Below are 21,656 nucleotides of genomic sequence, written 5' to 3' on the forward strand. Positions count from 1 at the left end.
GCGATCGAGGTGCCGAGCAGATACTGGCCCTCATACAGCGCATTGGCCCGGAACATCGGGAAGACGTAGTCGCGAACGAACTCCTCGCGCAGGTCGTCGATGAAGATGTTCTCGGGCTTGATGCCCATCTTCAGCGCCTTCTCGCGCGCCGGCGCCAGCTCCTCGCCCTGGCCCAGGTCGGCGGTGAAGGTCACGACCTCCGCGCCGTATTCGGTCTGCAGCCATTTCAGGATGATGGAGGTGTCGAGACCGCCCGAATAGGCGAGGACGACCTTCTTGGGCGCGGACTGGGTCATGGCTGGTCTTTCGGCGAACGCGGGGAGGCGTTTGGGACGTGTGCGCGCGCTTAAAGGACCAGACGCCCCGCGATGCAAGGGCGGGAATGCGGCAGGGTCAGTCTATCGGGAATGAGCCGCGGCGGCGGCGAAGGGCCGATATGTTCTTTCGGACCGACCGGAAGCCGACAGTCAGAAAATAGAAGCTCAGAAGCAACAGAACGACGCCCGACAGTGAATCCTGCATGGGCATGGACCGGACGTCCCACGTTTCGCGCTGAACCACCGCCTGCCAGCCGAGCAGGACCGGGAAGGCCGCACTCAGGACGCAGACCATTACGCCGTTCAGAATCCCGGCGGCGATGTCCTCGACGGTCTCGGTCTCTTCAGCCATGGCCGGAGACTAGCAGCCGCGACACGCGCGGCAACAGCGGGTCGGGCTAGCCCCAGGGCCCGCGAGGCTGAGACGGCGTGGACGGCACGCTGGTCGAGACCGGAGAGTCGACGAAAGCCGCGCGGCGCGGCGCCATACCCATTCTGGTTCCCAGCTCCATCAGCGCCTTCACCCGGTTGCCGGTCGCCGGATGGGTCGAGAACAGGTTGTCGGCGCCGCGGCCGGCCAGCGGATTGATGATGAACAGCTGGCCCGAGGCCGGATTGCGTTCGGCGGTCGTGTTGACGATCTGGCGGGCATGGCCGTCGATCTTCTGCAGGGCCGAGGCGAGGGATTGCGGATCGCCGGCGATCTCGGCGCCGACACGGTCGGCCTCATATTCGCGCGATCGGCTGATGGCCATCTGGACAAGTCCGGCGGCCATGGGCGCCAGGATCATCAGGGCCAGGGTTCCGATGATGCCGCCAGGACGTTCCTCGTCCTGGTTTCCGCCGCCGAAGAACAGCGCGAAATTGGCCAGGGCCGCGATGGCGCCGGCGACCGTCGCGGTCACTGTCATCGTCAGGGTGTCGCGGTTCTTCACATGGGCCAGCTCATGGGCCATTACCCCGCGGATCTCCTCGCGGGTCAGCATGTCGAGCAGGCCCGTGGTGGCGCAGACGGCGGCATTCTCCGGGTTCCGGCCGGTGGCGAAGGCGTTGGGCTGGTCGTTGGGGATGATGGCGATCACCGGCCGCGGCAGGCCCGCGTCGCGCGCCATCTGAACCACATCGGCGACATAGGTGCGGACCACGGCGTTGGGGTGATGCTCATCGACCGGCTGGGCCCGGTACATCTTCATCACGATCTTGTCGGCGTTCCAGTAGCTGAACAGGTTCATCCCGCCGGCGAACACCAGGGCGATCAGCATGCCGGTCGGCCCGCCGATCAGATAGCCGAGGCCGACGAAGAGGGCGGTCAGGGCCGCCAGCAGGGTGAAGGTCTTGAGGTGGTTCATGGTCCGGAATTTTCGATCGCAACTGGCGCATGAGGGGCGAACACATCATGTGTGCGGATCAACGCCCAGGCTCAAGGCGAGGCCGCTGTGACCGATCATCCCACCCCCGACGAAACCCCGACGCCGGCCTTCAACGCCGATGTGCCGAACGCCACCCCGGAGCGGCCCCTGACCGAGGCCGCGCGCCGCGCCCTGCTGGAGGCCGCCGAACGCCGCATGGCCGGGGGCGGGACCGATCTGCCGACCGAACACGGCGGCCCGCGAGGCCCCGAGCCGACCCGCTACGGCGACTGGGAGAAGAAGGGTCTGGCGGTCGATTTCTGACCGCGGAGAACAAAGGCCGGCGAACGGTGTTAACCTGGGTGTTCCAGGAGACACCTCGATGATCCGCACCCTCGCCGCCGCGGCAGCCCTCGCCACCCTCGCTCTCGCCGGTGCCGCCTCGGCCCAGACCTGGGGCCAGCCGATCTATCTCAATGCCTACGGCCGGCCGGTTGGCGGCAGTCCCTTGTCCGAGGTCGAGACCCGTTCCTATGTCGGGACCGGCCTTTGGGCGGACGGCTATTCGGACCGGCCGCAGGTCTATGTGCCCGCGCCGGGATACGGCCAGGGGTATGGCTACAGCCATGGCCGGGATCGCTACGGCCACGGTTACGGCCGGGGACACAGCGACCACGGCTACCGTCGACAAGACCCGCCGTCGCGGCCCGCCTATCGCGACGAATGGGGCTACAACGACGATCGGTCGCCCTCATCGCGGCGGTGGTCGGACGACGGGCGCTCGCGGCGCCGCGACCGGGATTGCGGGTGCTCAGAGGTTTATCTTTACGACCGCTGAGGGGCGTTGTTGCGACCCGAAAGGTTAATTTGAGGGCCTGTCGGGGAAAGTCGGGCGCGGACTTTCGCCCGCTCGGTGCAATCTGAACCCTTTATATTCCAGACGCTTACAACGGCTCCACATCGGAGTCGGCGTCATGCGAATGATTAACCTTGCGGCAGTCGCCGCTCTTGCGATCCTGGCGGCCAGCCCCGCCTTCGCCGGCGACCGGCGCGGCGGTGGCCATCCGGGGAGCGGCGGAGGCTGCGGCAGCAGCTGCGGCGGCGGCGGGCATCGGCCGCCGCCCGCGCCTCCGCCCCATACGCCGCCCCCGCCTCACGGCGGCGGCTTCAACAGCAACATCAATGTGAACGTCAACGCCAACGCGAATGCGAACGCCAGCGCGAACGCCTTCGCCGGCGCGTCGGCCGGCGGCTATTTCAACGCCCGGGCCTATGACGTCGGCGGCATCCGGCGCGGCGGCGGCAGCTACGGCGCCGTCTATGTGGGCGGTGGTGGCGGGGACGTCGGCGGCTATTACGGCGGCGGCGCGATCTACAATGAAGAGGTCTATGAGGGTCGGGCCTGCGCCAGCGCGCCGTTCGGCTATGTGGTCGAGGGCTTCGGCCGCAACGGGCGCCGCGCCCCGGCCTGTGTCGCGACCACCGTCTGCCGCGACGGCGAGGACCGCGGCGGCCGCTACGGCCACAGCGAGCGCCGCGGCTGCGACAGCGGCGGCCGGCGGGAAGACTACGGCTACGAGCACAGCTCCTACAGCGTCTACGAAAGCCGTGAGTCCTACGGTTCGTACGGCGGTCGTTGCGGCGGCAGCTGCGGCGGTCGTCCCGACGTCGGGATCGGCGACTATGAGCGGGGCTATATTGACGGCCGCAACAGCTGCGGCGGCTGCGCCCCTGTGGATCATGACGACGACCACGGCGGCGACGACTATGCCCCCTATCCGCCGCCCTACCGTCCGGAACCGCCCCGCTACGAGCCGCCGGCTCCGCCCGCGCGCCCCTATCGCCCCGAACGGCCCCGTCCCTCGCAACCGCCCCGCCAGCACTATAGCCAGGAGCCCGGCGAGCGCGGCTGATTGAGCTAGCGGCCGACTCCGTCGATCGATGCGACGATGGCCGAGGCCGCCAGCAATGGATTCTCGGCCCCGACCACCGGTCGGGCCACGACCAGATGGGTCGCGCCGGCCTCCAGGGCCGCGGCTGGCGTGGCCACCCGCTGCTGGTCACCCTTGTCCGCGCCCTCGGGCCGGACGCCCGGGGTGACGATCAGGAAGTCGGGGCGTCCCGCTTCGGTGGCGATCTCGCGCACCCGCGCCGCCTCCAGCGGGCTTGAGACCACCCCGTCCACGCCGCACTCCAGCGCCTGCCTCACCCGCCGTTCGACGAGGTCGCGGGCGGAAAAGCCGTAGCCGATGTCGGTCAGGTCGGCGTCCGACAGGCTGGTCAGGACGGTGACGGCCAGAAGTTTGGTCCCGGCGCCCGCCGCGTCCCGCCCCTTGACCGCGCCGCGCATGACCTGCGGCTCGGCATGGACGGTCAACAGGTCGCAGCCGCCCTCGGCCACGGCCCGGGCCGCGCCCTCCACCTGGGCGCCGATGTCGTGAAGTTTCCAGTCCTGGAATACGGACTTGCCTGACGCCCGCAGCTCATGGGCGAAGGCCACGCCGCCGGGTCGGGCCAGCAGGGTCAGGCCGACCTTGTAGAAATGGATCGTCGCGCCGAGCCGATGGACCATGGCCCGGGCCGCCTCGATAGACGGCAGATCGAGACCGATGATCAAGCGGGAGTCGGTCAGTACGGGGGTCATGGCGTCGCTCCGTTCGACCCGCTAGGCTGGACGCGTGCGCGGGCGTCAGCCTTGATGGGCCGCGGTTGGGTGAATTGCAGGGCGAGGTCAGCAAATGGACGCGGTCGATCTGGGCGTCAACCTGTTCGTGGCCCTGTTCGCGCTGGTGGATCCGATCGGCAATATCCCGATCTTCGCGGCCGCGACGGCCGGCGCCTCGATGCGCCAGCGGCTCTCGGTCTCGGCCCTGATCTGCATCTTCATCGTCATCTTCCTGTGCTTCTTCTTCTTCACCGGCCTGGGACTGCTTCAGTTCTTCGGCATCTCGCTGGCCGCCTTCCGCATCGCCGGCGGCATCCTGCTGCTGCTGCTGGGCCTCGACATGACGCGCGAGGACTTCCTCAAGATGTTCGCCGACCCCGATGCGGTGAAGGATGCGGCGAATGACAAGGGCTACGCCCGCCGCCGCTTCCAGCGGCTGGTCGTGCCCTTCGCCATGCCCCTGCTGATCGGCCCCGGCGCCATCTCGACCATCATCATCCAGGCCGGAGAGGCCGAGAAGGTCGGACCCGCCGGCCAGGCGGCCGGGGTGGTGGCCATCGTCGCCGCGGGCTTCGCCACCTTCGTCTGTTTCACCCTGACCGGTCCGATCAGCCGTCTGCTGGGCGAGATCGGCATGGCCATCATCGTGCGGGTGCTGGGCCTGATCCTGTGCGCCCTGGCCATCCAGTTCATCCTCGCCGGCCTGTCGGAAGCCATCCCCGGCATGTTCAGCAGCATCGCCACGACGCCCTATCCGGATGGCGGGCACTAGACCTTGGCCAGGGGGCCGACTGTCGAGGCCTGGCTGGCCGCGCAGACGCCGGATGTCCGCCGCGCGGTCGAGCGTCTGCGGGCCGCGGTCCTCGGCGCGGCCGACGGCGTCACCGAACACATCAAATGGAACGGGCCGAGCTTCTGCATCGACGGCGAGGACCGGATCACCGTCGGTGTCGCGCCGAAAGGCGGCGTGCGGGCGATCATGCACCGCGGCGTCAAGGTGAAGGACGCCTCGGCCTTCGTCTTTCCGGACGATACCGGCCTGATCCGGTGGGCGGCGCCGGACCGCGGCGTGGTCGTCTTCGCCGATGAAACCGCCATCGCCGACCATGCCGATGCCTTTGCGGACATCTGCCGGCGCTGGTTCGAGGCGACCCGCTAGATTCGCTTCAGCCGTTTGGCGTGGCCGCCGACCATTCCCAGCGCCACCCGATCGGGCAGGTGTTTGGCCAAGCCGGCCAGCAGATTGTTCATGGCGCCAGGCGTGACCTTCGGCCGGTTGGCCTCGCAGGCCTCGTAGCCGACCCGCGCCACATGGTCGGCGGTCTGCCACATCCAGGCCGGATAGGCCGATGACACCTGTTCGCGGGTCCCATTGGCGTCGTGGAATTCGGTCAGGGTGTAGCCGGGGCAGAGCGCCGTGACGTGGACGCCGGTCCCAAGCAGCTCCAGATGCAGCCCCTGCGACGCCTTGATCAGGAAGCTCTTGATCGGGCCGTACAGGGTGTCGCCGCCCGTCGCGGGCATCTGGCCGGCGAGAGAGGCGACATTGAGGATGCGGCCGAAGCCCCGATCGACCATGGCCGGGGTGAACAGCCGCGCCAGCTCGACCGGCGCGGCCAGCATGACCTGGATCATGGCGCGATGCGCCGCCGGATCGGTGTTGAGAAAGCCGTCCGTCCGGCTGAAGCCCGCATTGTTGATCAGACCGTCGACCGTCAGCCCCCTGGACTGGATCGCGTCGAACAACCGGCGCGGGGCGGCCGGATCGGCCAGGTCTTCGGTCAGGACGGTGGACGCCGCTCCCATCCTGGCCAGTTCATCCGCCAGCGCCCGCAAGGCCGGCTCGCGCCGCGCCGTCAGGATCAGGTCCCAGCCCTTCTCCGCATAGACCCGCGCCAGGGCGGCGCCGATGCCGGCTGACGCCCCGGTGATCAGCACCACGGGCCGCGACCGCGACGGCAGACTCATCTCAGGCGGCGACCGGGCAGGAGGCGTGCGGCGCAAAGGCCGCCAGCGAGGCCGGTTCGTGATCCAGCAGGTCGGCGATGGTGATCTTTGACAGGGCCTGTCCCGCGGCCTGATCGGCGGCGGTCAGGGCCTTGGCCACCTGACGCGGAATATGCTCGCTGACCGGGCAGCCCTTGGCCCCGGCGGGCGGCGAACCCAGATGGGCGCATCCGTTGACGGCGCGCAACACCGTCTCCAGCGACATGTCCTGCGGCTTGTGCAGCAGCCAGGCCCCGCCCGAGGCGCCGGGCCGGGTGGCGATCAGCCCGGCCTTGGCCAGCAGGGCGGTCACACGGCGCACGACGACGGGATTGGTCGGGATCGAGGCGGCCAGAACCGCGCTCGGCACGGCTTGGGCCGGCGAGACGGCGCCCTTGTGGGCCAGATAGGCCAGGGCGTGGGCGGCGACGGGAAAGCGTTGGCTGTCTGACATGATGCTGGCCTCAAGATAGGCGCGTGGACGGGCTTTCACAAACCGGGCCATTTTGGTGGGCCGCGATCGTCGACCCTTCGGGATATCCCGACCCATAGCCTGTCCTCGAGCCGACCCCGGTCGGACCCGGGGCGGCCAGGAACTTTCGCGCTTGCAGCACGATTGAACGGCTTGCGGAAAGGGCCTAAAGGCTCGCCGCTCTTTGGATGGGTACCGCAGTGTGCGGGGTCCCGGAGGAACTTCATGGCCGGGGCCTCTCCCCAAGGTGAAGACGGCGCCGCCGCCGCCGCCTCAAACTCCCAGACCCCTTCCGACAAATCGGTCGCCCCGGCCCATCCGCACCCCGCGGCGGCCGGCGAAGGCGGTCACGTCAAGGCCGGCAAATGGGGTCTGATCATTGGCGCCATCGGCGTCGTGTTTGGCGATATCGGCACCAGCCCGCTCTACGCCATGCGCGAGGCGCTGCACCATTCCAAGAGCGGCGGGGCGGCTGAACTGGCCGTTCTGGGCGTCGTGTCGCTGGTCTTCTGGGCGCTGCTGCTCGTCGTGACGCTGAAATACGTCGTCTTTCTGATGAAGGCCGACAACAAGGGCGAAGGCGGCACCCTGGCCCTGATGGCCCTGGCGCAACGGGCCATGGGGCGGCGCTCCGGCCTCGTCTTCCTGCTCGGCGTCTGCGGTGCGGCCCTGTTCTACGGCGACGGCGTCATCACCCCCGCGATCTCGGTCGTCTCGGCGGTTGAGGGCCTGCGCGATGCGCCCGGCATGGGCGACGCCCTCGTGCCGTTCGTCCTGCCGATCGCGGCGGGCATACTGATCGCCCTGTTCATGATCCAGTCGCGCGGCACGGCCAGCGTGGCCCGCTTCTTCGGCCCCCTGACCGCGGTCTGGTTCCTCATTCTCGCGGGACTGGGGATTTGGCACATCTTTGACGACATCTCGATCCTGCGCGCCCTGTCGCCGCACTACGGGATCCTGTTCCTGTTCGACAACGGCTTCCTGGGCTTCGTCATCCTGGGCAGCGTCTTCCTGGCCGTCACCGGCGCCGAGGCGCTGTATGCGGACATGGGCCATTTCGGCAAGGCGCCGATCCGCCAGGGCTGGCTGGTCTTCGTCCTGCCCTGTCTGACCCTGAACTATCTCGGCCAGGGCGCCCTGGTGCTGGCGACGCCGGCTGCCGCCGAGAATCCCTTCTGGATGATGGTGCCGGAAGCGGCCTACTGGCCCGTTCTGATCATGGCGACCATCGCCACCGTCATCGCCAGCCAGGCGGTGATCACGGGCGCCTTCTCGGTCACCCAGCAGGCGGTGCAGCTGGGCCTGCTGCCCCGCATCAAGATCATGCAGACCAGCGAGAGCCAGGCGGGGCAAATCTATGTGCCCTCGGTCAACCTGCTGCTCATGCTCGGGGTTCTGGCCCTGCTGGTGACGTTCCAGACCTCGACCGCCCTGGCCGCCGCCTACGGCATCGCCGTGACCGGCTCGATGTTCGTCGATACCCTGCTGGCCTGGTTCATCGTCCGGCGGCTGTGGAAATGGAGCCTGCCGCTCAGCTTTGCGGCGATTACGCCCTTCCTCGTCATCGATCTGGTCTTCCTGACCTCGAACCTGCTGAAAATCCCGCAGGGGGCCTGGTTCCCGCTCGTGCTCGGCGGCGGCCTGGTGCTGTTGATGTGGACCTGGGTGCGCGGCACCCAGATTCTGACGGACAAGACCCGCAAGGACAGTCTGCCGCTGACCGATCTGATCGAGATGCTGCGGGCGCGCCCGCCGCACCGTGCGCCGGGCACGGCCATCTTCCTGACTTCGGACGCCGACATCGCGCCCGTCGCCCTGATGCACAACCTCAAGCACAACAAGGTCCTGCACGAGAAGAACGTCATCCTGACCGTCCGCACGACCGACCGGCCGCGCGTGCCGGAAAGTGAGCGGGTGACGATCGAGCCCATCTCGGACGACTTCAAGAAGCTGACCATCTCCTACGGCTTCATGGAGCAGCCCAATATTCCCAAGGCGCTGGGCGTCTGCCGCAAACAGGGGCTGAAGTTCGACATCATGTCGACCAGCTTCTTCCTCGGCCGTCGCTCGGTGATCCCCTCGGCGCACAAGGGCATGCCGATCTGGCAGGATCGTCTGTATATCTTCCTGATGAGAAACGCCGCCAATCCAACCGACTTCTTCCACATCCCTCCAGGGCGGGTGGTCGAGCTGGGCACCCAGGTGTCGGTGTGAGCCGCGAACCCGCCGGCGGCGGCCGCAGCTCGGCCGCGCGAGGACGCCGGATGGCGGACAAGGCCCGCGCCGGAACCCGGCCTCCGAAGGCCCGGGTCCAGGTCGCGGACCCCCGAGACGACGGCCCCGACATCGGCGTCGAGGCCCGACTGGCCGCCGGGGTCTTGCTGAACGCAGCGCTTGAGGGCCGTGGCGGGCTGGACACCGCCCTGTCGTTCCGCGAGGTCGCCGACCTGCCCGGACCCGACCGCGCCTTCGCCCGCGCCGTGGCCATGGCCGCCCTGCGCCGCCTCGGCGAGATCGACCAGATCCTCGACCGCAAGCTGCAGAAGGCCCCGCCGCTGGCGGTGCGCACCATCCTGCGCGTGGCGCTGGCCCAGACGCTGGTGCTCGAGACGCCCGCCTTTGCGGCGGTCTCGACGGCGGTGAAACTGGCCGAACGTGAGACCAAGACCCGGCCTTACAAGAACCTCGTCAACGCCGTGCTGCGCGGCATCGAGCGCGAGGGGCCCGGCCTGACCACGGCCGAGTCCAATCTTCCTGAATGGCTGGCCGCCCGCTGGCGCGCCACCTATGGCGAGGCGACCCTCCTGGGTCTGGCGCTGGCCGCTCGCGAGGAGCCGGCCACGGACCTGAGCCTGAAGCCCGACGTGGATGCGGCGGCCGTGGCCGAGGCGCTGGACGGCGAGGTGATGGCCGGAAACACCGTCCGCACCGGCCGTCGCGGCGATCTCGCGAGCTGGCCCGGGTTCGAAGATGGAATCTGGTGGGTCCAGGACGCCGCCGCCGCCGTTCCGGTCCGCCTGCTGGCGCCGAAGTCCGGCGAATCAATCGTTGATTTCTGCGCCGCTCCTGGCGGCAAGACGCTGCAGATCGCCGCCTCGGGCGCTTCGGTCGTGGCGCTGGACCGGTCCGACAAGCGGCTGGACCGGCTGCGGGCCAATCTGGCCCGCACGGGCCTGGAAGCCGAGGTTGTGGCCGTGCCGGCCGAGGACTGGGACGATCCGCGCGCCTTCGACGCCGTCCTGCTGGACGCGCCCTGCACCGCCACCGGCACCTTCCGCCGCAATCCCGAAGTCCTGCGCGCCACCAAGCCCGCCGACGTGGCCAAGCTGGCCGACGTCCAGCACAGGCTATTGGACGCAGCCGCGGTCCGGGTCAGGCCGGGCGGCCGTCTGGTCTATTGCGTCTGCTCGCTGGAGCGCGAGGAGGGCGAGACCCAGATCATCGCCTTCCTGCGCCGCAACCCGGCCTTCAGGACGGCGCCGGCCGTTCCCGCGGAGGTCGGCGCGCCCGACGAGGCGCTGACGCCCGAAGGCTGGCTGCGCATCCTGCCGTCGATGTGGGCGGAAAAGGGCGGGCTGGACGGCTTCTTCATCGCCCGGCTGGACCGGATCGCCTGATCAGGCGCGCCAGAAGCCCACGATCTTTTTCACCTCGTCCACCACCGGATCGGCGATGGCCGCGGCGCGCTCGGCGCCGTCCCTGAGCACCCGGTCGATCTCGGTCGGGTCGGCCATCAGCCGGCGCATCTCTGCCGAGACGGGGGCCATGGAGGCGACGGCGAGGTCAGCGAGCGCCGGCTTGAAGACGCCGAAGCCCTGTCCGGCGAACTGCGCCAGCACGGCCTCGCGGCTGATGTCGGCGAGGGCCGCGTAGATGGTGACCAGGTTCTTCGCCTCGGCGCGGCCCTCGAGGCCTTCCAGCGTCTCGGGCAGGGCGTCGGGGTCGGTGCGGGCCTTGCGGATCTTGGCGACAATGGTGTCGGCGTCGTCGGTCAGATTGATGCGCGACTGGTCCGACGGGTCGGACTTGCTCATCTTGGCGGCCCCGTCACGCAGGCTCATGACCCGCGGCGCCGGTCCCTGGGTCAGCGGTTCGGGCAGGGGGAAGAAGCCCGGCGCGTTGAAGTCGTTGTTGAATTTGGCGGCGATGTCGCGGGTCAGTTCCAGATGCTGCTTCTGGTCCTCGCCGGTCGGCACCTCGGTGGCCTTGTACAGCAGGATGTCGGCCGCCTGCAGCACCGGATAGGTGTAGAGGCCGACGCTGGAGCGCTCCTTGTGCTTGCCCGACTTCTCCTTGAACTGGGTCATCCGGTCCAGCCAGCCGAGGCGGGCGACACAGTTGAGAATCCAGGCCAGCTCGGAGTGGGCCCGCACCGCCGACTGCGGGAAGATAACCGAGCGCGCTGGATCGAGCCCGGACGCCAGATAGGCGGCGGCGATCTCGCGCGTCTGGGCGGTCAGCAGGGCGGGGTCCTGCCAGACGGTGATGGCGTGCAGGTCGGCCACGAACAGGAAACAGGGCGCGCCCGTGTCCTGCAGCTGGGTGAACCGCTTCAGGGCGCCGAGGTAGTTGCCCAGATGCAAAGCACCGGACGCCTGGATGCCGGACAGGATGCGGCGGGGGCCGGTATAGGCGGGGGCGGGGGAGGCGTCGGTCATCAATCCAGTCCGGTCGGCGCGACTGCGCCCGGTTCACGCTTCAGCGTCGCCTTCAGTTCGGCCACGCTGACGGCGCGGAAAAGCACGATGCAGGCGCCATAGACAAGGGCGCCTGCGCCACAGACGACGAGGACGGCGATTTCCTTGGCCAGCAGGACACGGCTCAGGGTCTCGTATCCCATCCCCGCGAGGACCAGTAGCCCCGCCATCACGGCGCTGGCGGCCAGGACGCGGAGCAGGCGCGACAGGAAGGCCGGCGAGGGCCGCCAGACGTTCTCGCGCATCAGGGTCCCGCCCAGCAGCGCGACATTGATCCAGGCCGAGAGGCTGGTCGCCACGGCCAGACCCAGCACGCCGTCGACGCCCATGCGGGACAGTCCGAAGAACAGGCCGGCGCCGACCACGATTGTGAAGATCACCGCGGCGATGGCGTAGATCATCGGCCGGCGCGTGTCTTCGCGGGCGAAGAAGGGCGGGGTCAGGACCTTGGCGAGGACGAAGGCCGGGACGCCCCAGGCGAACTGGCGCAACACGTCCGCGGTGCGGGCCGCATCCTCGCTGGTGAAGGCGCCGCGGGTCACCGTCGCGTCGATGACAAAGAACGGAATAACGAACAGGGCCACGGCGGCCGGCAGGGTGAAGGCCATGGCCAGGGTGATGCCGTCATCCAGCGTCTTGCGCCCGCCCTCGTGATCCTTCGTGACAAAGGCCCTGGTCAGGCGCGGCACCAGCGCGAGGCCGATGGCGACCCCGATCAGGCCCAGCGGCAGCTGATAGAGGCGGTCGGCGTTGTAGAGCACCGAACGGGCGCCCTCGTCCGACCCGGCCAGCATCTGGCTGACCACCGAATTGACCTGCATGGCCCCGCCCGCCATGGCGCCGGGCACAGCCAGGGCGAGGGCGCGCTTCACATTCGGCGTCAGTCTCGGCCACGACAGCCGGATGGTGATCCCCAGTCGCTGCACGCCCCACCATAGCAGGCCCGCCTGGATCAGGCCGGACAGGGTCACGGCGGCGGTGACCCACAGCAACACCTGCGGCTGGCTGGCGGGAATGACCCAGGCCGCCAGCAGCGGGGCGAGAGTGCACAGGTTCAGAAACACCGGCACGCCCGCCGAAAGGGCGAACCGCCCGCCGGTGTTGAGCACGCCCGACAGCAGGGATGCCACCGTCATACAGGCCAGATAGGGCATGGCGATCTGGGTGGCGGTCACCGCCACCGTCATGATCTCCGCCTGATCCCGATAGGCTGACAGCAGCCAGGGCATGATCCACGGCATCAGCACCTGCAGAACGATGCAGAAGCCGGCGACCACGGCGAGCATGAAGGACATGGCCTCGGAGGCCGTGACCGCCGCGGCCTCATCGCCCTCGCGGGCCCGGACGCCGCCATAGACCGGCACAAAGGCCTGGGCGAAGGCGCCCTCGGCGAACAGACGCCGGAACATGTTGGGCAGCATGAGCGCGGTGGTGAAGGCGTCCATCATCGGCCCCTGGCCGAAGCGGGCCGCCAGCGCCATGTCGCGGGCGAATCCGAGCACACGGCTGCCCAGGGTCAGGGTGGCCTGGACAAGAGTGTTACGGGCGAGGCTCATCAGGGGCTCGGAATGGCGGTTCGGATCAGCGCTTATCCTGCTTCTGGCGCGCGCGATACGGGGTCCGGCGCGGAACCGCGCCGACCCACCTCGGACACGTCCCGCAGGCTGGCGCGGACCGGGGCGGAGAGCCGGATTCCTGCCCGGTCCACGCGGTCGAGCACGGCCTCGAGCTGAACCCTCAGCCGCTCCAGCTTCGGTCCCGGCTTCGGCTTCCGGCCCTTGGGATCGGTGACATAGAAGCTGTCGACGGCCCGCTCGCCGAAGCCGGCGATATGGGCCGAACGGATCGACAGGCCATTGTCGGCCAGGACGCGGGCGAGGTCGGCCAGCAGGCCCGGCCGGTCGGCGCCCGACACCTCGATCACGGCGGCATCGGGGTTTTCATCAAGATCCACAATGGCCGTCGGCCGCACGTCGAAGGCCGCGCGGCGCGGACTGGGCGCCGGGGTCGGCGCCGGCGCGATCCGGGCTCCGCCTCGGGCGGCGGCTTCCAGCGCCTCGATCAACCGGGTCAGGCGCCGCGGCTCCGCCTGGCCATAGGGGGCGCCGCCGCCGTCCTGAAGCTCGAACACGTCCAGCGCCGTTCCGTCCCCGGCGGTCGCCACCCGGGCCCCGACGACATCGGCCCCGGCGGCGGCCAGGGCGCCGGCCAGATCAACGAACAGGCCCGGCCGGTCGCGCGCGGCGACGGCGATGCGGGTGGCGGCGTGTTCCTCCGCCTCGTCCGCCTGTACCGCCAGGGCCTCGACCGCCGCGCCGTTCAGCCGGGCCCGGCCGACCAGTTCGGGATAGTCGTCCAGAGGATCGGCGTGGACCACGTCCTCGCCGCGGAAGACGCCCTCGGTGCGCTGGTACAGGTCGCGGATCAGCCCGCCCTTCCAGGCGTTCCAGACGCCCGGTCCCACCGCACGGATGTCGGCCACGGTCAGGATCAACAAGGTCCTCAGCCGCTCTGGGTCGCCCACCAGTCTAGTGAAGGCCTTGACCGTCGCCGGGTCCGAAACGTCGCGCTTCTGGGCGTAGTCCGACAGGGCGAGGTGATTGCGCACCAGCCAGACCACGAACTCGGTCCGCCTCGGATCGAGGCCCAGCCGGTCGCAGGCGCGGCGCGCGGCGATGGCGCCGTCCTCCAGTTGGCCCCGGTCGCCGCCCTTGCCGACGTCGTGCAGCAGCATGGCCAGCATCAGGGCCTCGAAGTCGTCGATGCGATGGACGATCTCGGTCGAGGACGGATGCTCGGCCTTCAGCTTGCCGCGCCAGATGTCGTTGATGATGCCGATGGCCTGCAGGGTGTGCTCGTCGACCGTATAGGCATGGTACATGTTGAACTGGGTCTGGCCGACGATCCGCCCCCACTCGGGCAGGAACCGGCCCAGCAGGCCGGTCTCGTTCATCAGGGTCAGGACGCGGTACGGCCGCTGGCCGTGGGCGAGGATGTCGAGAAAGGCGCGCGTCGCCTCGGGGTCGCGACGCAGCGACGGAGTGACGAGCGACAGCGACCGGCTGACGGCCGAAAAGGCGTCTGGATGCAGGTCCAGATCGTGCTCATCCGCCGTGCGGAACAGCATCAGCAGTTTTTCGGGCGCTTCGGCGAACACCTCGGGGCCCTTGACCGAGAGACGGCCCGCATCCTCCGTAAAGCCCTCGACCCCGAGCTTGCGTTTGCGTCCGGGGATCAGCCGCGACAGGCTCATCGTCGACTTCTGCTGGCGCGCCTCCAGCTTGGCCGACATGGCGCGGGTCAGGGCGCCGACGTCGCGGGCGACGAGGAAGTAGCGGCGCATGAAGCGCTCGACCGCCGGCTCGTCGCCGCGCCCGCGCCACCCCATCCGCCGGGCCACCTCGGGCTGAAGGTCGAACGTCAGCTTCTCTTCGGCCCGTCCCGCCGTGAGATGCAGATGGGCGCGGACCCGCCACAGGAAGTCGAACGATTCCTCGAAGGTGCGCCGCTCCCGCGCGGTCAGCAGGTCGTCCATAACCCGCGCGCCCAGCGGACTGTCGGGCGCCAGCGACCGGGCGATCCAGAACAGGGTGTTGAGGTCGCGCAGGCCGCCCTTGCCGTCCTTGACGTTGGGCTCGACGCGATAGCGGACTGCGCCGGACTTCTGGTGACGGACGTCGCGTTCCTCAAGCTTGGCGGCGATGAAGGGGCGGGGGTCGGCCTTGACCACCAGGGTGCGGAAACGGGTAATGAAGTCCTCCGCCAGCCGCTCGTCCCCGGCCAGCGGGCGGGCCTCCAGCAGGGCGGTGCGCACCGTCATGTCGGATTTCGACAGGGCCAGACACTCGTCCACGGACCGCGCCGACTGGCCGACCTTCAGCCCGAGGTCCCACAGGACATAGAGCATGAACTCGATCACCTGTTCGGTGCGCGGGATCGATTTCCACGGGCGCAGAAACAGCAGGTCGAGGTCCGAGTGCGGTGCGAGCACGCCCCGGCCATAGCCGCCGACCGCGATCAGGCTGAGCCTTTCCGCCTCGCTGGGGTTGGCGGCGGGGTAGAGGGTTACGGTTGTGAACCGCCACAGGGCGTTCAACAGGTCATCGGCGGCGGCGGAATAGAGCCGGGCCACCTCGACGCCCTCCCCGCCCGCGTCGAGGCGCCGGGCGATGCGGCCGCGAGCGGCGTCGAAGGAGTCTCCGAGAATGGCGGCCACGGCCTTGCGCACGTCGGGCGCGGACGCGGCCTTGATCAGCCGGTCGTCCAGGATGTCGGTCACCGGCGGCCGAGGCCCTTCAGCCGGTACAGCGCCTCCAGCGCCTCGCGCGGCGAAAGTTCGTCGGGCTCGATGGCCTCGAGGGCGTCCTCGACGGCCGAGGAGCGCGGGGGCGGCGTCGGCTCGGCCATGGCGAACAGGGGCAGATCGTCCAGGCTGACGGCGGCGGTCTTCTCGCCCTCCAGTCGGTCGAGCACCTCGCGGGCGCGACTGACGACGGCGGGGGGCACGCCGGCCAGTTTGGCCACCTGCACGCCATAGGAGCGGTCGGCCGCGCCGGGCCGGGCCTCGTGCAGGAAGACCAGATCGCCGTTCCATTCCCGCGCCGCCATCGACAGGTTGCAGACGTGCGCCAGCCGGGTCTCCAGCCCCGCCAGCTCGTGATAGTGGGTGGCGAACAGGGTGCGGGCGCGGTTGCGGTCGTGCAGGGCCTCGGCCACGGCCCAGGCGATGGCCAGGCCGTCATAGGTGGCAGTGCCGCGCCCGATCTCGTCCAGCACCACGAACGACCGGTCGGTTGCCTGGGTCAGGATGGCGGCGGTCTCGACCATCTCGGTCATGAAGGTCGAGCGGCCGCGGGCGAGGTCGTCGCCTGCGCCGACGCGGCTGAACAGCCGGTCGACGACGCCCAGCCGCATGGCCTTCGCCGGTACGAAGGCGCCCGCCTGCGCCAGCACCACCAGCAGGGCGTTCTGGCGCAGGAAGGTCGACTTGCCGGCCATGTTTGGGCCGGTGACGATTGACAGCCGGGCGCAGGCGGACCCGGACCCGTCCAGTCTGCAGTCGTTGGGGGTGTAGGGGTCGCCCTGCGCCTTCACCGCCGCCTCGACCACCGGATGGCGACCGGCGGTGATCTCGAAACAGGTGGTGTCGTCGATGGAGGGGCGGACGCCGCCGACCTCTTCGGCCCATTCCGCCAGAGCGGCGTGGGCGTCCAGCTCGGCCAGCGCCTCGGCGACAGCCTGCAGCGGCCGGGCCAGGGACTGGACCGTCGTCCGCCAGGCCTCGAAGGTCTCGCCCTCGATGGCGAGGGCGCGGTAGCCGGCCTGGCTGATCTTCGCGTCCAGCTCCGACAGTTCGACGGTGGTGAACCGGACCTGATTGGCGAGGGTCTGACGATGGATGAAGGGGCTCTCGCCCGTCGGCCGCAACAGGGGCTCCGCCGCCTTGGCGCTGGCCTCAAGGAAATAGCCGAGTACGGCGTTGTGCCGGATCTTGAATGGAACGCCCGCCTCCGCCACGGCGCGCGCCTCGAGATCGGCGACCACGCGGCGGCTGTCGTCGCGCAGGCGGCGGGCTTCCTCGAGTTCGGGACGATAGCCGGCGGAGACGAAGCCTCCGTCGCGGGCCAGATGCGGCGGCTCGGCCACCAGACCCTCGGCGAGATCAACCAGCAGCCGGCCAAGATCGGGCGATAGCGTCAGCCGATCGAGACAGCTGACGATCCGCGCCGGCGGACCGGTCAGAGGCTCGCGCGCCAGCGGAAAAAGGCCGGCGATGCCTTCGGCGATCGACAGGCCGGTCCGGATGGCGGCCAGGTCGCGCGGTCCGCCGCGGCTCAGCACCAGCCGTGACACGGCGCGGGCGACATCGGACGAGGCCCGCAAACCGTCGCGCAGATCACGGCGCAGGTCTCGGCGTTCGAGCAGCCATTCGACGGCGTCGAGTCCATGATTGATTTCGGCCGGGTCGCGCAGCGGCCGGGCGATCCGTTCTGCCAGGGCCCGCGCACCGCCCGAGGTGACGGTCCGGTCGATGCAGGCCAACAGCGATCCTTCGCGTTCGCCGCGCTGGGTGCGGTCGATCTCGAGGCTGAGCCGCGTCGCCGGGTCGATGGCGAGGAGGCCGGTCTCGCCCGAACGGCGCGGCGGGGACAGGGCGGGGATCTTTCCGGCCTGGGTCGTCTCCAGATAGGCGGCCACGAGGCCGAGGGCCGAGACCTCGGCCTCCTCGAAGGCGCCGAAACCGTCCAGCGAGGCCACGCCGTACAGCCGCTCGACACGAACCCGCGCCCCGACCGGCTCTGCCAGCGCCTGAGGCAGGGCCTGGACCACGCCGCCGGAACCGTCGAGCGCCGCCCTGGTCGTTTCGTCGGAGAACAGCCGGTCGGGGACCAGCACTTCGGACGGCCGGAACGAGGCGAGGGTCGCCCCAAGGTCTTCCAGCGAACAGGCCACGGCGTCGACCGAGCCGGCGGAAAGCTCGACCACCGCGACGGCCGCCCGACCCTTGCGCACCGAGACGGCGGCCAGCCGATTGGCCCCGCGTGCGTCCAGAAGGCTGTCCTCGGTCAGGGTGCCGGGGGTGACGACGCGGACGATGTCGCGATGGACCACAGCCTTGGAACCGCGCTTGCGGGCCTCGGACGGGGCCTCAAGCTGTTCGCAGATGGCGGCCTTGAACCCCTGCCGGATCAGCCGCGCCAGATAGCCGTCCAGCGCATGCACCGGCACCCCGGCCATGGGGATGTCCTGCCCCTGATGCTTGCCCCGCTTGGTCAGGGTGATGCCGAGCGCCGCCGAGGCGATCTCGGCGTCCTTGAAGAACAGCTCGTAGAAATCGCCCATGCGGAAGAAGACGATGGCGTCCGGCTGGCTGGCCTTGGCCGCCAGGAACTGCGCCATGACCGGCGTCGTCCCCTCGCTGGACGGGACGGCGTCGGCTGTCGGGGGATGGACGAGGGGGGCGTTCATGGGGACGCGACAGGGTGAAGGATTGCGGGGGCGCGCTCAAGCGGAATGGCGCGGCCTTGCACAGGCATGGCCTGCCTGCGACAAGCCCGGCAGGCGGTTAAGGGAACGCGGTGTGATGCCGCGGCTGTGCCCGCAACTGTAGGCGGCGAGACGATCGATCATTCCGGGGCTTTGGCACCGGCGTCACTGGGAAACCGGGAAGGCGCGATCCACCGTTTTTGACCCGCAAGCCAGGAGACCTGGCCGCCGACGTCGCTCGTCCGCTGTCCGGGACCAGACAGAGGCGTGGGGCCAACCCTTCCGCTTGCGCGGAAGCTGTTCCGTCGAAGCGACCCGACCCAAGCGCCGCGCCCCTTCCAGGGCCGGGTCGGTCGCTTTCACCTGCCGCCGCGCAGCGCCAGCGCGGGGCTGACGGAGTCACGCGCCATGACGCGATCCATCCTCTACGCCACGGCCGCGGCCGTGCTGGTTCCCCTGTCCGCATACGCGCAAACGCCCGACGATCCGGACGACGACCTGCCCGAGGTCGTCGTCACCGCCACCCGTCTGCCGGCCATCGTCGCCGATATGCCGGGCGCGCGGGTCATCGACCGGGCGACCATCGACCGGCGCGGGGCCGTCTTCGCCGCCGACATCCTCAGCGATGTGCCCGGTCTGTCCGTGGTGCGTTCGGGGGGCTTCGGCGGCGTCGCCCAGGTGAGGATCCGCGGCGCCTCGCCAGGCAAGACTCTGGTGCTGGTCGACGGCGTGCCGGTCAACGATCCGGCCGAGGTCAACGGCGCCTTCGACCTCTCCGGCTTTGAGCTGTCGGACATCGAGCGGATCGAGGTGCTGTCCGGGCCGCAGTCTTCGTTATGGGGTTCGGACGCCATCGGCGGGGTCATCGCCTTCACCACCCGCGAACTCGACGGTCTGTCGGCGGGCCTGGAGGCCGGATCGTTCGACACCGTTCGAGGCCGGCTGGCTGTGGGCGTCTCGACCGGACAGTACGGCTTCGGCGCGTGGGTCTCGCATTTCGACACGGACGGCATTTCGGCGGCGGACGAGGCCGACGGCAATCCGGAGGCCGACGGCTTCACCTCGACCACGGTCGGCGCCCGCGGCCGCCATGCCTTCACGCCCGACGCATCGGTGGACGGGACGCTGCGCTGGACCGACAGCCAGGCCGATCTCGACGGCTTCCCGGCCCCGACCTGGGCCTTGGCCGACACCCTCGACACCCAGTCCAGCGAGCAGTGGAGCGGCTTCGGTCGCCTGCGCCTGAATGCCCTCGGGCTGGCGCATCAGTTCAGTCTTTCCGCCTCGAACATCGCGCGGGAGACGGTCTCGGCCTTCCCTTCGGCCTTCGAGGGGGACCGGCGGGTCGTGCGCTGGCAGGCGGAAGGCGCGGTCTCGGGCGTGGACTTCGTCATCGGCGCCGAACGCGAGGATACGGAGGGCAGCCTTTCCACCGGCCTGACCGAGCGGCTGGGTACGAGCTCGGCCTTCGCCACGGCGCGGATCGAACCGACGGATCGCCTGAGCCTGACCGTGGCCCTGCGGTTCGACGACACGGACGATTTCGGCTCGAAGGCCACGGGCCGGGCGTCCGGCGCTTTCGACGCCGGCGCGGGTTTCACCCTGTCGGCGGCTTACGGGACGGGGTTCAAGGCGCCATCTATCAGCCAGGCCGTCTGCGACTTCTGTTTCTCGTCCCAACCCTTCCCGGTGCTGCGGCCCGAGACGGCGGAAGGTTATGAGGCCGCGGTCGGCTGGGCCTCGGCGGATGGGCGGATCGGGGCCCGGGCGACGGTCTATCGTCTGAATGTGGAAGACCAGATCACCTATGTTTTCGATCCCGTCACCTTCGACAGCTTCTACGTCAACGTGGCCCGGACAGAGACCGACGGCGTGGAACTGGAGGGCCGGGCCCGGTTGGGGGGTGGTTTCGATCTGAGCGTCGCATACGCCTGGACGGATGCGCGGGACGAGATGACCGGCGCGCGATTGCTGCGGGTTCCGGAGCAGGCCGGGTCGGCGACCCTGGGCTGGACGGGCGAGCGGTTATCCGGCTCCCTGACCGTCCGGGCCGAGAGTGACCAGGACGACGTCGGTGGCGTCCGCGAGCCGTTCGTCACGGCCGGTCTGAACGCGTCGTACGCCCTGACGGAGACGGCGACCCTGACGGCGCGGATCGAGAACCTGACGGACGAACGCTATCAGCAGGTGTTCGGCTATGGCGAGCCGGGCCGGTCCGGCTATGCGGGGATCAGGCTGCGCTACTGATCCGCCCACGTCCCTGGGAATGGGGGCCGGCGGCGGTGATCGTCGCCGGCTCCAGCTGCATGGAGGCCCAGTCGAGATCGGGCGTCGTTGCATGGGCTGCGGCGATGACGGCGCGCAGTTCGGCGGCCGAGGCGATGCTGGCGACCACGGCGGACACCTCGGGCAGGCCCATGGCGTAGGCGAGGGTGGCCTGCATCGGATCGACGCGGGCCTCGGCCAGGCGCCGCCGGATGCGCGACAGGGTCGGGCCGTAGCGGTGCATCTCGAGCGGCAGGGCCTCGCCGCTCATGAACAGCAGGCCGTCGGCGAAGACCGACGAGGCGTGGATCGCGACATCGAGGGCGGCCAGTTCGGACAGGACGCCGGAATGCTGGGCGCGCTGGTCCAGCAGGTTGCATTTCAGCTGGACCACATCGGGCTGGAAACGTCGGGCCAGCAGGGCCGGGCCGTCCTCGACCGTGGCGCAGAAGCCGATGCGGCGGTACAGGCCGCGGTCCTTCAGGGCCAGCAGGCGGTCCCAGAGTGCGCGGCCCTCGGCGCCGGCCAGATCGTTGGCGGCGGAGACCAGCAGCAGGTCGCCGCGCGGCAGGCCGAGACGCTCCAGCGAACGGCGGGCGCGGGCCTCGACCCGGTCGACGCCGTCGCCGACGGAGACGGTGCGGACCGAAACCTGGAAGGGGGAGGGGAAGGGCCAGGCCTGGCCGAGCCAGCGCTCGCCGTCGCCGTCAGGCTTGGTCGCAACCCGCGTGATGCCGGAGTCGGCAGCGGTCTGGAGCAGCAGGCGCAGGGATTCCTCGCGCGCGCCGGCCGGCGCGGGGATGGCGCGGTCGGGCTGGTGCACGACGGCCAGAGCCAGTTTGTCTATCGGGGACGGAGCACGGCTTGGGATCACCACCGGACTGTGACGACGAAAGTTTAAGGCCCCCCTTCCGAGAC

Annotated in this window: 19 protein-coding genes and 1 riboswitch; of the genes, 8 read left to right on the plus strand and 11 right to left on the minus strand. The window is 69.7% G+C overall.

The window, feature by feature from the left end:
• From B3E43_RS15400 to htpX, 3 genes are all read right to left on the minus strand, one after another.
• The coding region (locus B3E43_RS15400) for an argininosuccinate synthase domain-containing protein (RefSeq protein ID WP_292031066.1) at positions 1-296 on the minus strand (296 nt) is incomplete at its 3' end.
• 97 nt (positions 297-393) lie between these two features.
• Positions 394-669, minus strand: coding sequence for a hypothetical protein (locus B3E43_RS15405; RefSeq protein ID WP_292031068.1), 276 nt, complete (start codon positions 667-669; stop codon positions 394-396).
• A gap of 46 nt (positions 670-715) precedes the next feature.
• Positions 716-1,666: a zinc metalloprotease HtpX gene (htpX, locus tag B3E43_RS15410; protein WP_292031069.1), complete on the minus strand. Its 951-nt coding sequence runs from the start codon at positions 1,664-1,666 to the stop codon at positions 716-718.
• 87 nt (positions 1,667-1,753) lie between these two features.
• On the opposite strand from htpX, the gene B3E43_RS15415 reads away from it, so the two are divergent.
• The 3 genes from B3E43_RS15415 (at position 1,754) to B3E43_RS15425 (ending at position 3,579) form a co-directional block, all read left to right on the plus strand.
• Complete coding sequence (locus tag B3E43_RS15415) at positions 1,754-1,990, plus strand: DUF1674 domain-containing protein (RefSeq protein ID WP_292031071.1); 237 nt, start codon at positions 1,754-1,756, stop codon at positions 1,988-1,990.
• Positions 1,991-2,048: 58 nt separating this feature from the next.
• On the plus strand, positions 2,049-2,504 hold the full coding sequence (locus B3E43_RS15420) for a hypothetical protein (protein WP_292031073.1): 456 nt from the start codon (positions 2,049-2,051) through the stop codon (positions 2,502-2,504).
• Positions 2,505-2,640: 136 nt separating this feature from the next.
• Positions 2,641-3,579: a hypothetical protein gene (locus B3E43_RS15425; protein ID WP_292031075.1), complete on the plus strand. Its 939-nt coding sequence runs from the start codon at positions 2,641-2,643 to the stop codon at positions 3,577-3,579.
• 5 nt (positions 3,580-3,584) lie between these two features.
• Here B3E43_RS15425 and pyrF read toward each other — a convergent pair whose 3' ends face one another.
• Positions 3,585-4,310 (minus strand): orotidine-5'-phosphate decarboxylase, encoded by a 726-nt coding sequence (gene pyrF / locus B3E43_RS15430; protein WP_292031077.1) that lies wholly within the window; start codon positions 4,308-4,310, stop codon positions 3,585-3,587.
• A 94-nt stretch (positions 4,311-4,404) separates the two neighbouring features.
• Here pyrF and B3E43_RS15435 point away from each other — a divergent pair, with 94 nt between their 5' ends.
• Both B3E43_RS15435 and B3E43_RS15440 read left to right on the plus strand, forming a co-directional pair.
• Positions 4,405-5,103 (plus strand): MarC family protein, encoded by a 699-nt coding sequence (locus tag B3E43_RS15435; RefSeq protein ID WP_292031078.1) that lies wholly within the window; start codon positions 4,405-4,407, stop codon positions 5,101-5,103.
• Positions 5,104-5,106: 3 nt separating this feature from the next.
• On the plus strand, positions 5,107-5,490 hold the full coding sequence (locus B3E43_RS15440; RefSeq protein WP_292031081.1) for a DUF1801 domain-containing protein: 384 nt from the start codon (positions 5,107-5,109) through the stop codon (positions 5,488-5,490).
• Here B3E43_RS15440 and B3E43_RS15445 read toward each other — a convergent pair.
• On the minus strand, positions 5,487-6,299 hold the full coding sequence (locus tag B3E43_RS15445; RefSeq protein WP_292031083.1) for an SDR family NAD(P)-dependent oxidoreductase: 813 nt from the start codon (positions 6,297-6,299) through the stop codon (positions 5,487-5,489). The genes B3E43_RS15440 and B3E43_RS15445 overlap by 4 nt on opposite strands.
• 1 nt (position 6,300) lies before the next feature.
• The gene (locus B3E43_RS15450) at positions 6,301-6,771 is read right to left on the minus strand and encodes an Rrf2 family transcriptional regulator (RefSeq protein ID WP_292031085.1); all 471 of its coding nucleotides are present in this window, start codon (positions 6,769-6,771) and stop codon (positions 6,301-6,303) included.
• Between the two features lie 243 nt (positions 6,772-7,014).
• Between B3E43_RS15450 and B3E43_RS15455 the strand changes: the two genes are divergently transcribed.
• Together B3E43_RS15455 and B3E43_RS15460 are read left to right on the plus strand one after the other, a co-directional pair.
• On the plus strand, positions 7,015-9,003 hold the full coding sequence (locus tag B3E43_RS15455) for a potassium transporter Kup (RefSeq protein ID WP_292031087.1): 1,989 nt from the start codon (positions 7,015-7,017) through the stop codon (positions 9,001-9,003).
• 50 nt (positions 9,004-9,053) lie between these two features.
• Complete coding sequence (locus B3E43_RS15460; protein WP_292031091.1) at positions 9,054-10,406, plus strand: RsmB/NOP family class I SAM-dependent RNA methyltransferase; 1,353 nt, start codon at positions 9,054-9,056, stop codon at positions 10,404-10,406.
• On the opposite strand, the gene trpS is transcribed toward B3E43_RS15460, so the two are convergent.
• From trpS to mutS, 4 genes are read right to left on the minus strand one after another with little or no spacing between them, the layout of a single operon-like run.
• Positions 10,407-11,447, minus strand: a complete 1,041-nt coding sequence (gene trpS, locus B3E43_RS15465) for a tryptophan--tRNA ligase (protein ID WP_292031093.1) — start codon at positions 11,445-11,447, stop codon at positions 10,407-10,409.
• Positions 11,447-13,042, minus strand: a complete 1,596-nt coding sequence (murJ, locus tag B3E43_RS15470) for a murein biosynthesis integral membrane protein MurJ (RefSeq protein WP_292031095.1) — start codon at positions 13,040-13,042, stop codon at positions 11,447-11,449. The genes trpS and murJ overlap by 1 nt, the downstream gene beginning before the upstream one ends.
• Positions 13,043-13,074: 32 nt before the next feature.
• Positions 13,075-15,765, minus strand: a complete 2,691-nt coding sequence (gene glnD, locus B3E43_RS15475; RefSeq protein WP_292031096.1) for a [protein-PII] uridylyltransferase — start codon at positions 15,763-15,765, stop codon at positions 13,075-13,077.
• Positions 15,762-18,455 (minus strand): DNA mismatch repair protein MutS, encoded by a 2,694-nt coding sequence (gene mutS / locus B3E43_RS15480; RefSeq protein WP_292031097.1) that lies wholly within the window; start codon positions 18,453-18,455, stop codon positions 15,762-15,764. Before mutS ends, glnD begins: the two co-directional genes overlap by 4 nt.
• 51 nt (positions 18,456-18,506) lie before the next feature.
• Positions 18,507-18,716: riboswitch (cobalamin riboswitch) on the plus strand.
• A gap of 165 nt (positions 18,717-18,881) precedes the next feature.
• On the opposite strand from mutS, the gene B3E43_RS15485 reads away from it, so the two are divergent.
• Positions 18,882-20,720, plus strand: coding sequence for a TonB-dependent receptor plug domain-containing protein (locus tag B3E43_RS15485; protein WP_292031100.1), 1,839 nt, complete (start codon positions 18,882-18,884; stop codon positions 20,718-20,720).
• Here B3E43_RS15485 and B3E43_RS15490 read toward each other — a convergent pair.
• Positions 20,704-21,615, minus strand: coding sequence for an aldo/keto reductase (locus tag B3E43_RS15490; RefSeq protein WP_349677592.1), 912 nt, complete (start codon positions 21,613-21,615; stop codon positions 20,704-20,706). The genes B3E43_RS15485 and B3E43_RS15490 overlap by 17 nt on opposite strands.
• Between the last annotated feature and the right edge of the window lie 41 nt (positions 21,616-21,656).

Origin of the sequence: Brevundimonas sp. UBA2416 (assembly GCF_002343105.1) — a bacterium.
GTDB lineage: Bacteria > Pseudomonadota > Alphaproteobacteria > Caulobacterales > Caulobacteraceae > Brevundimonas.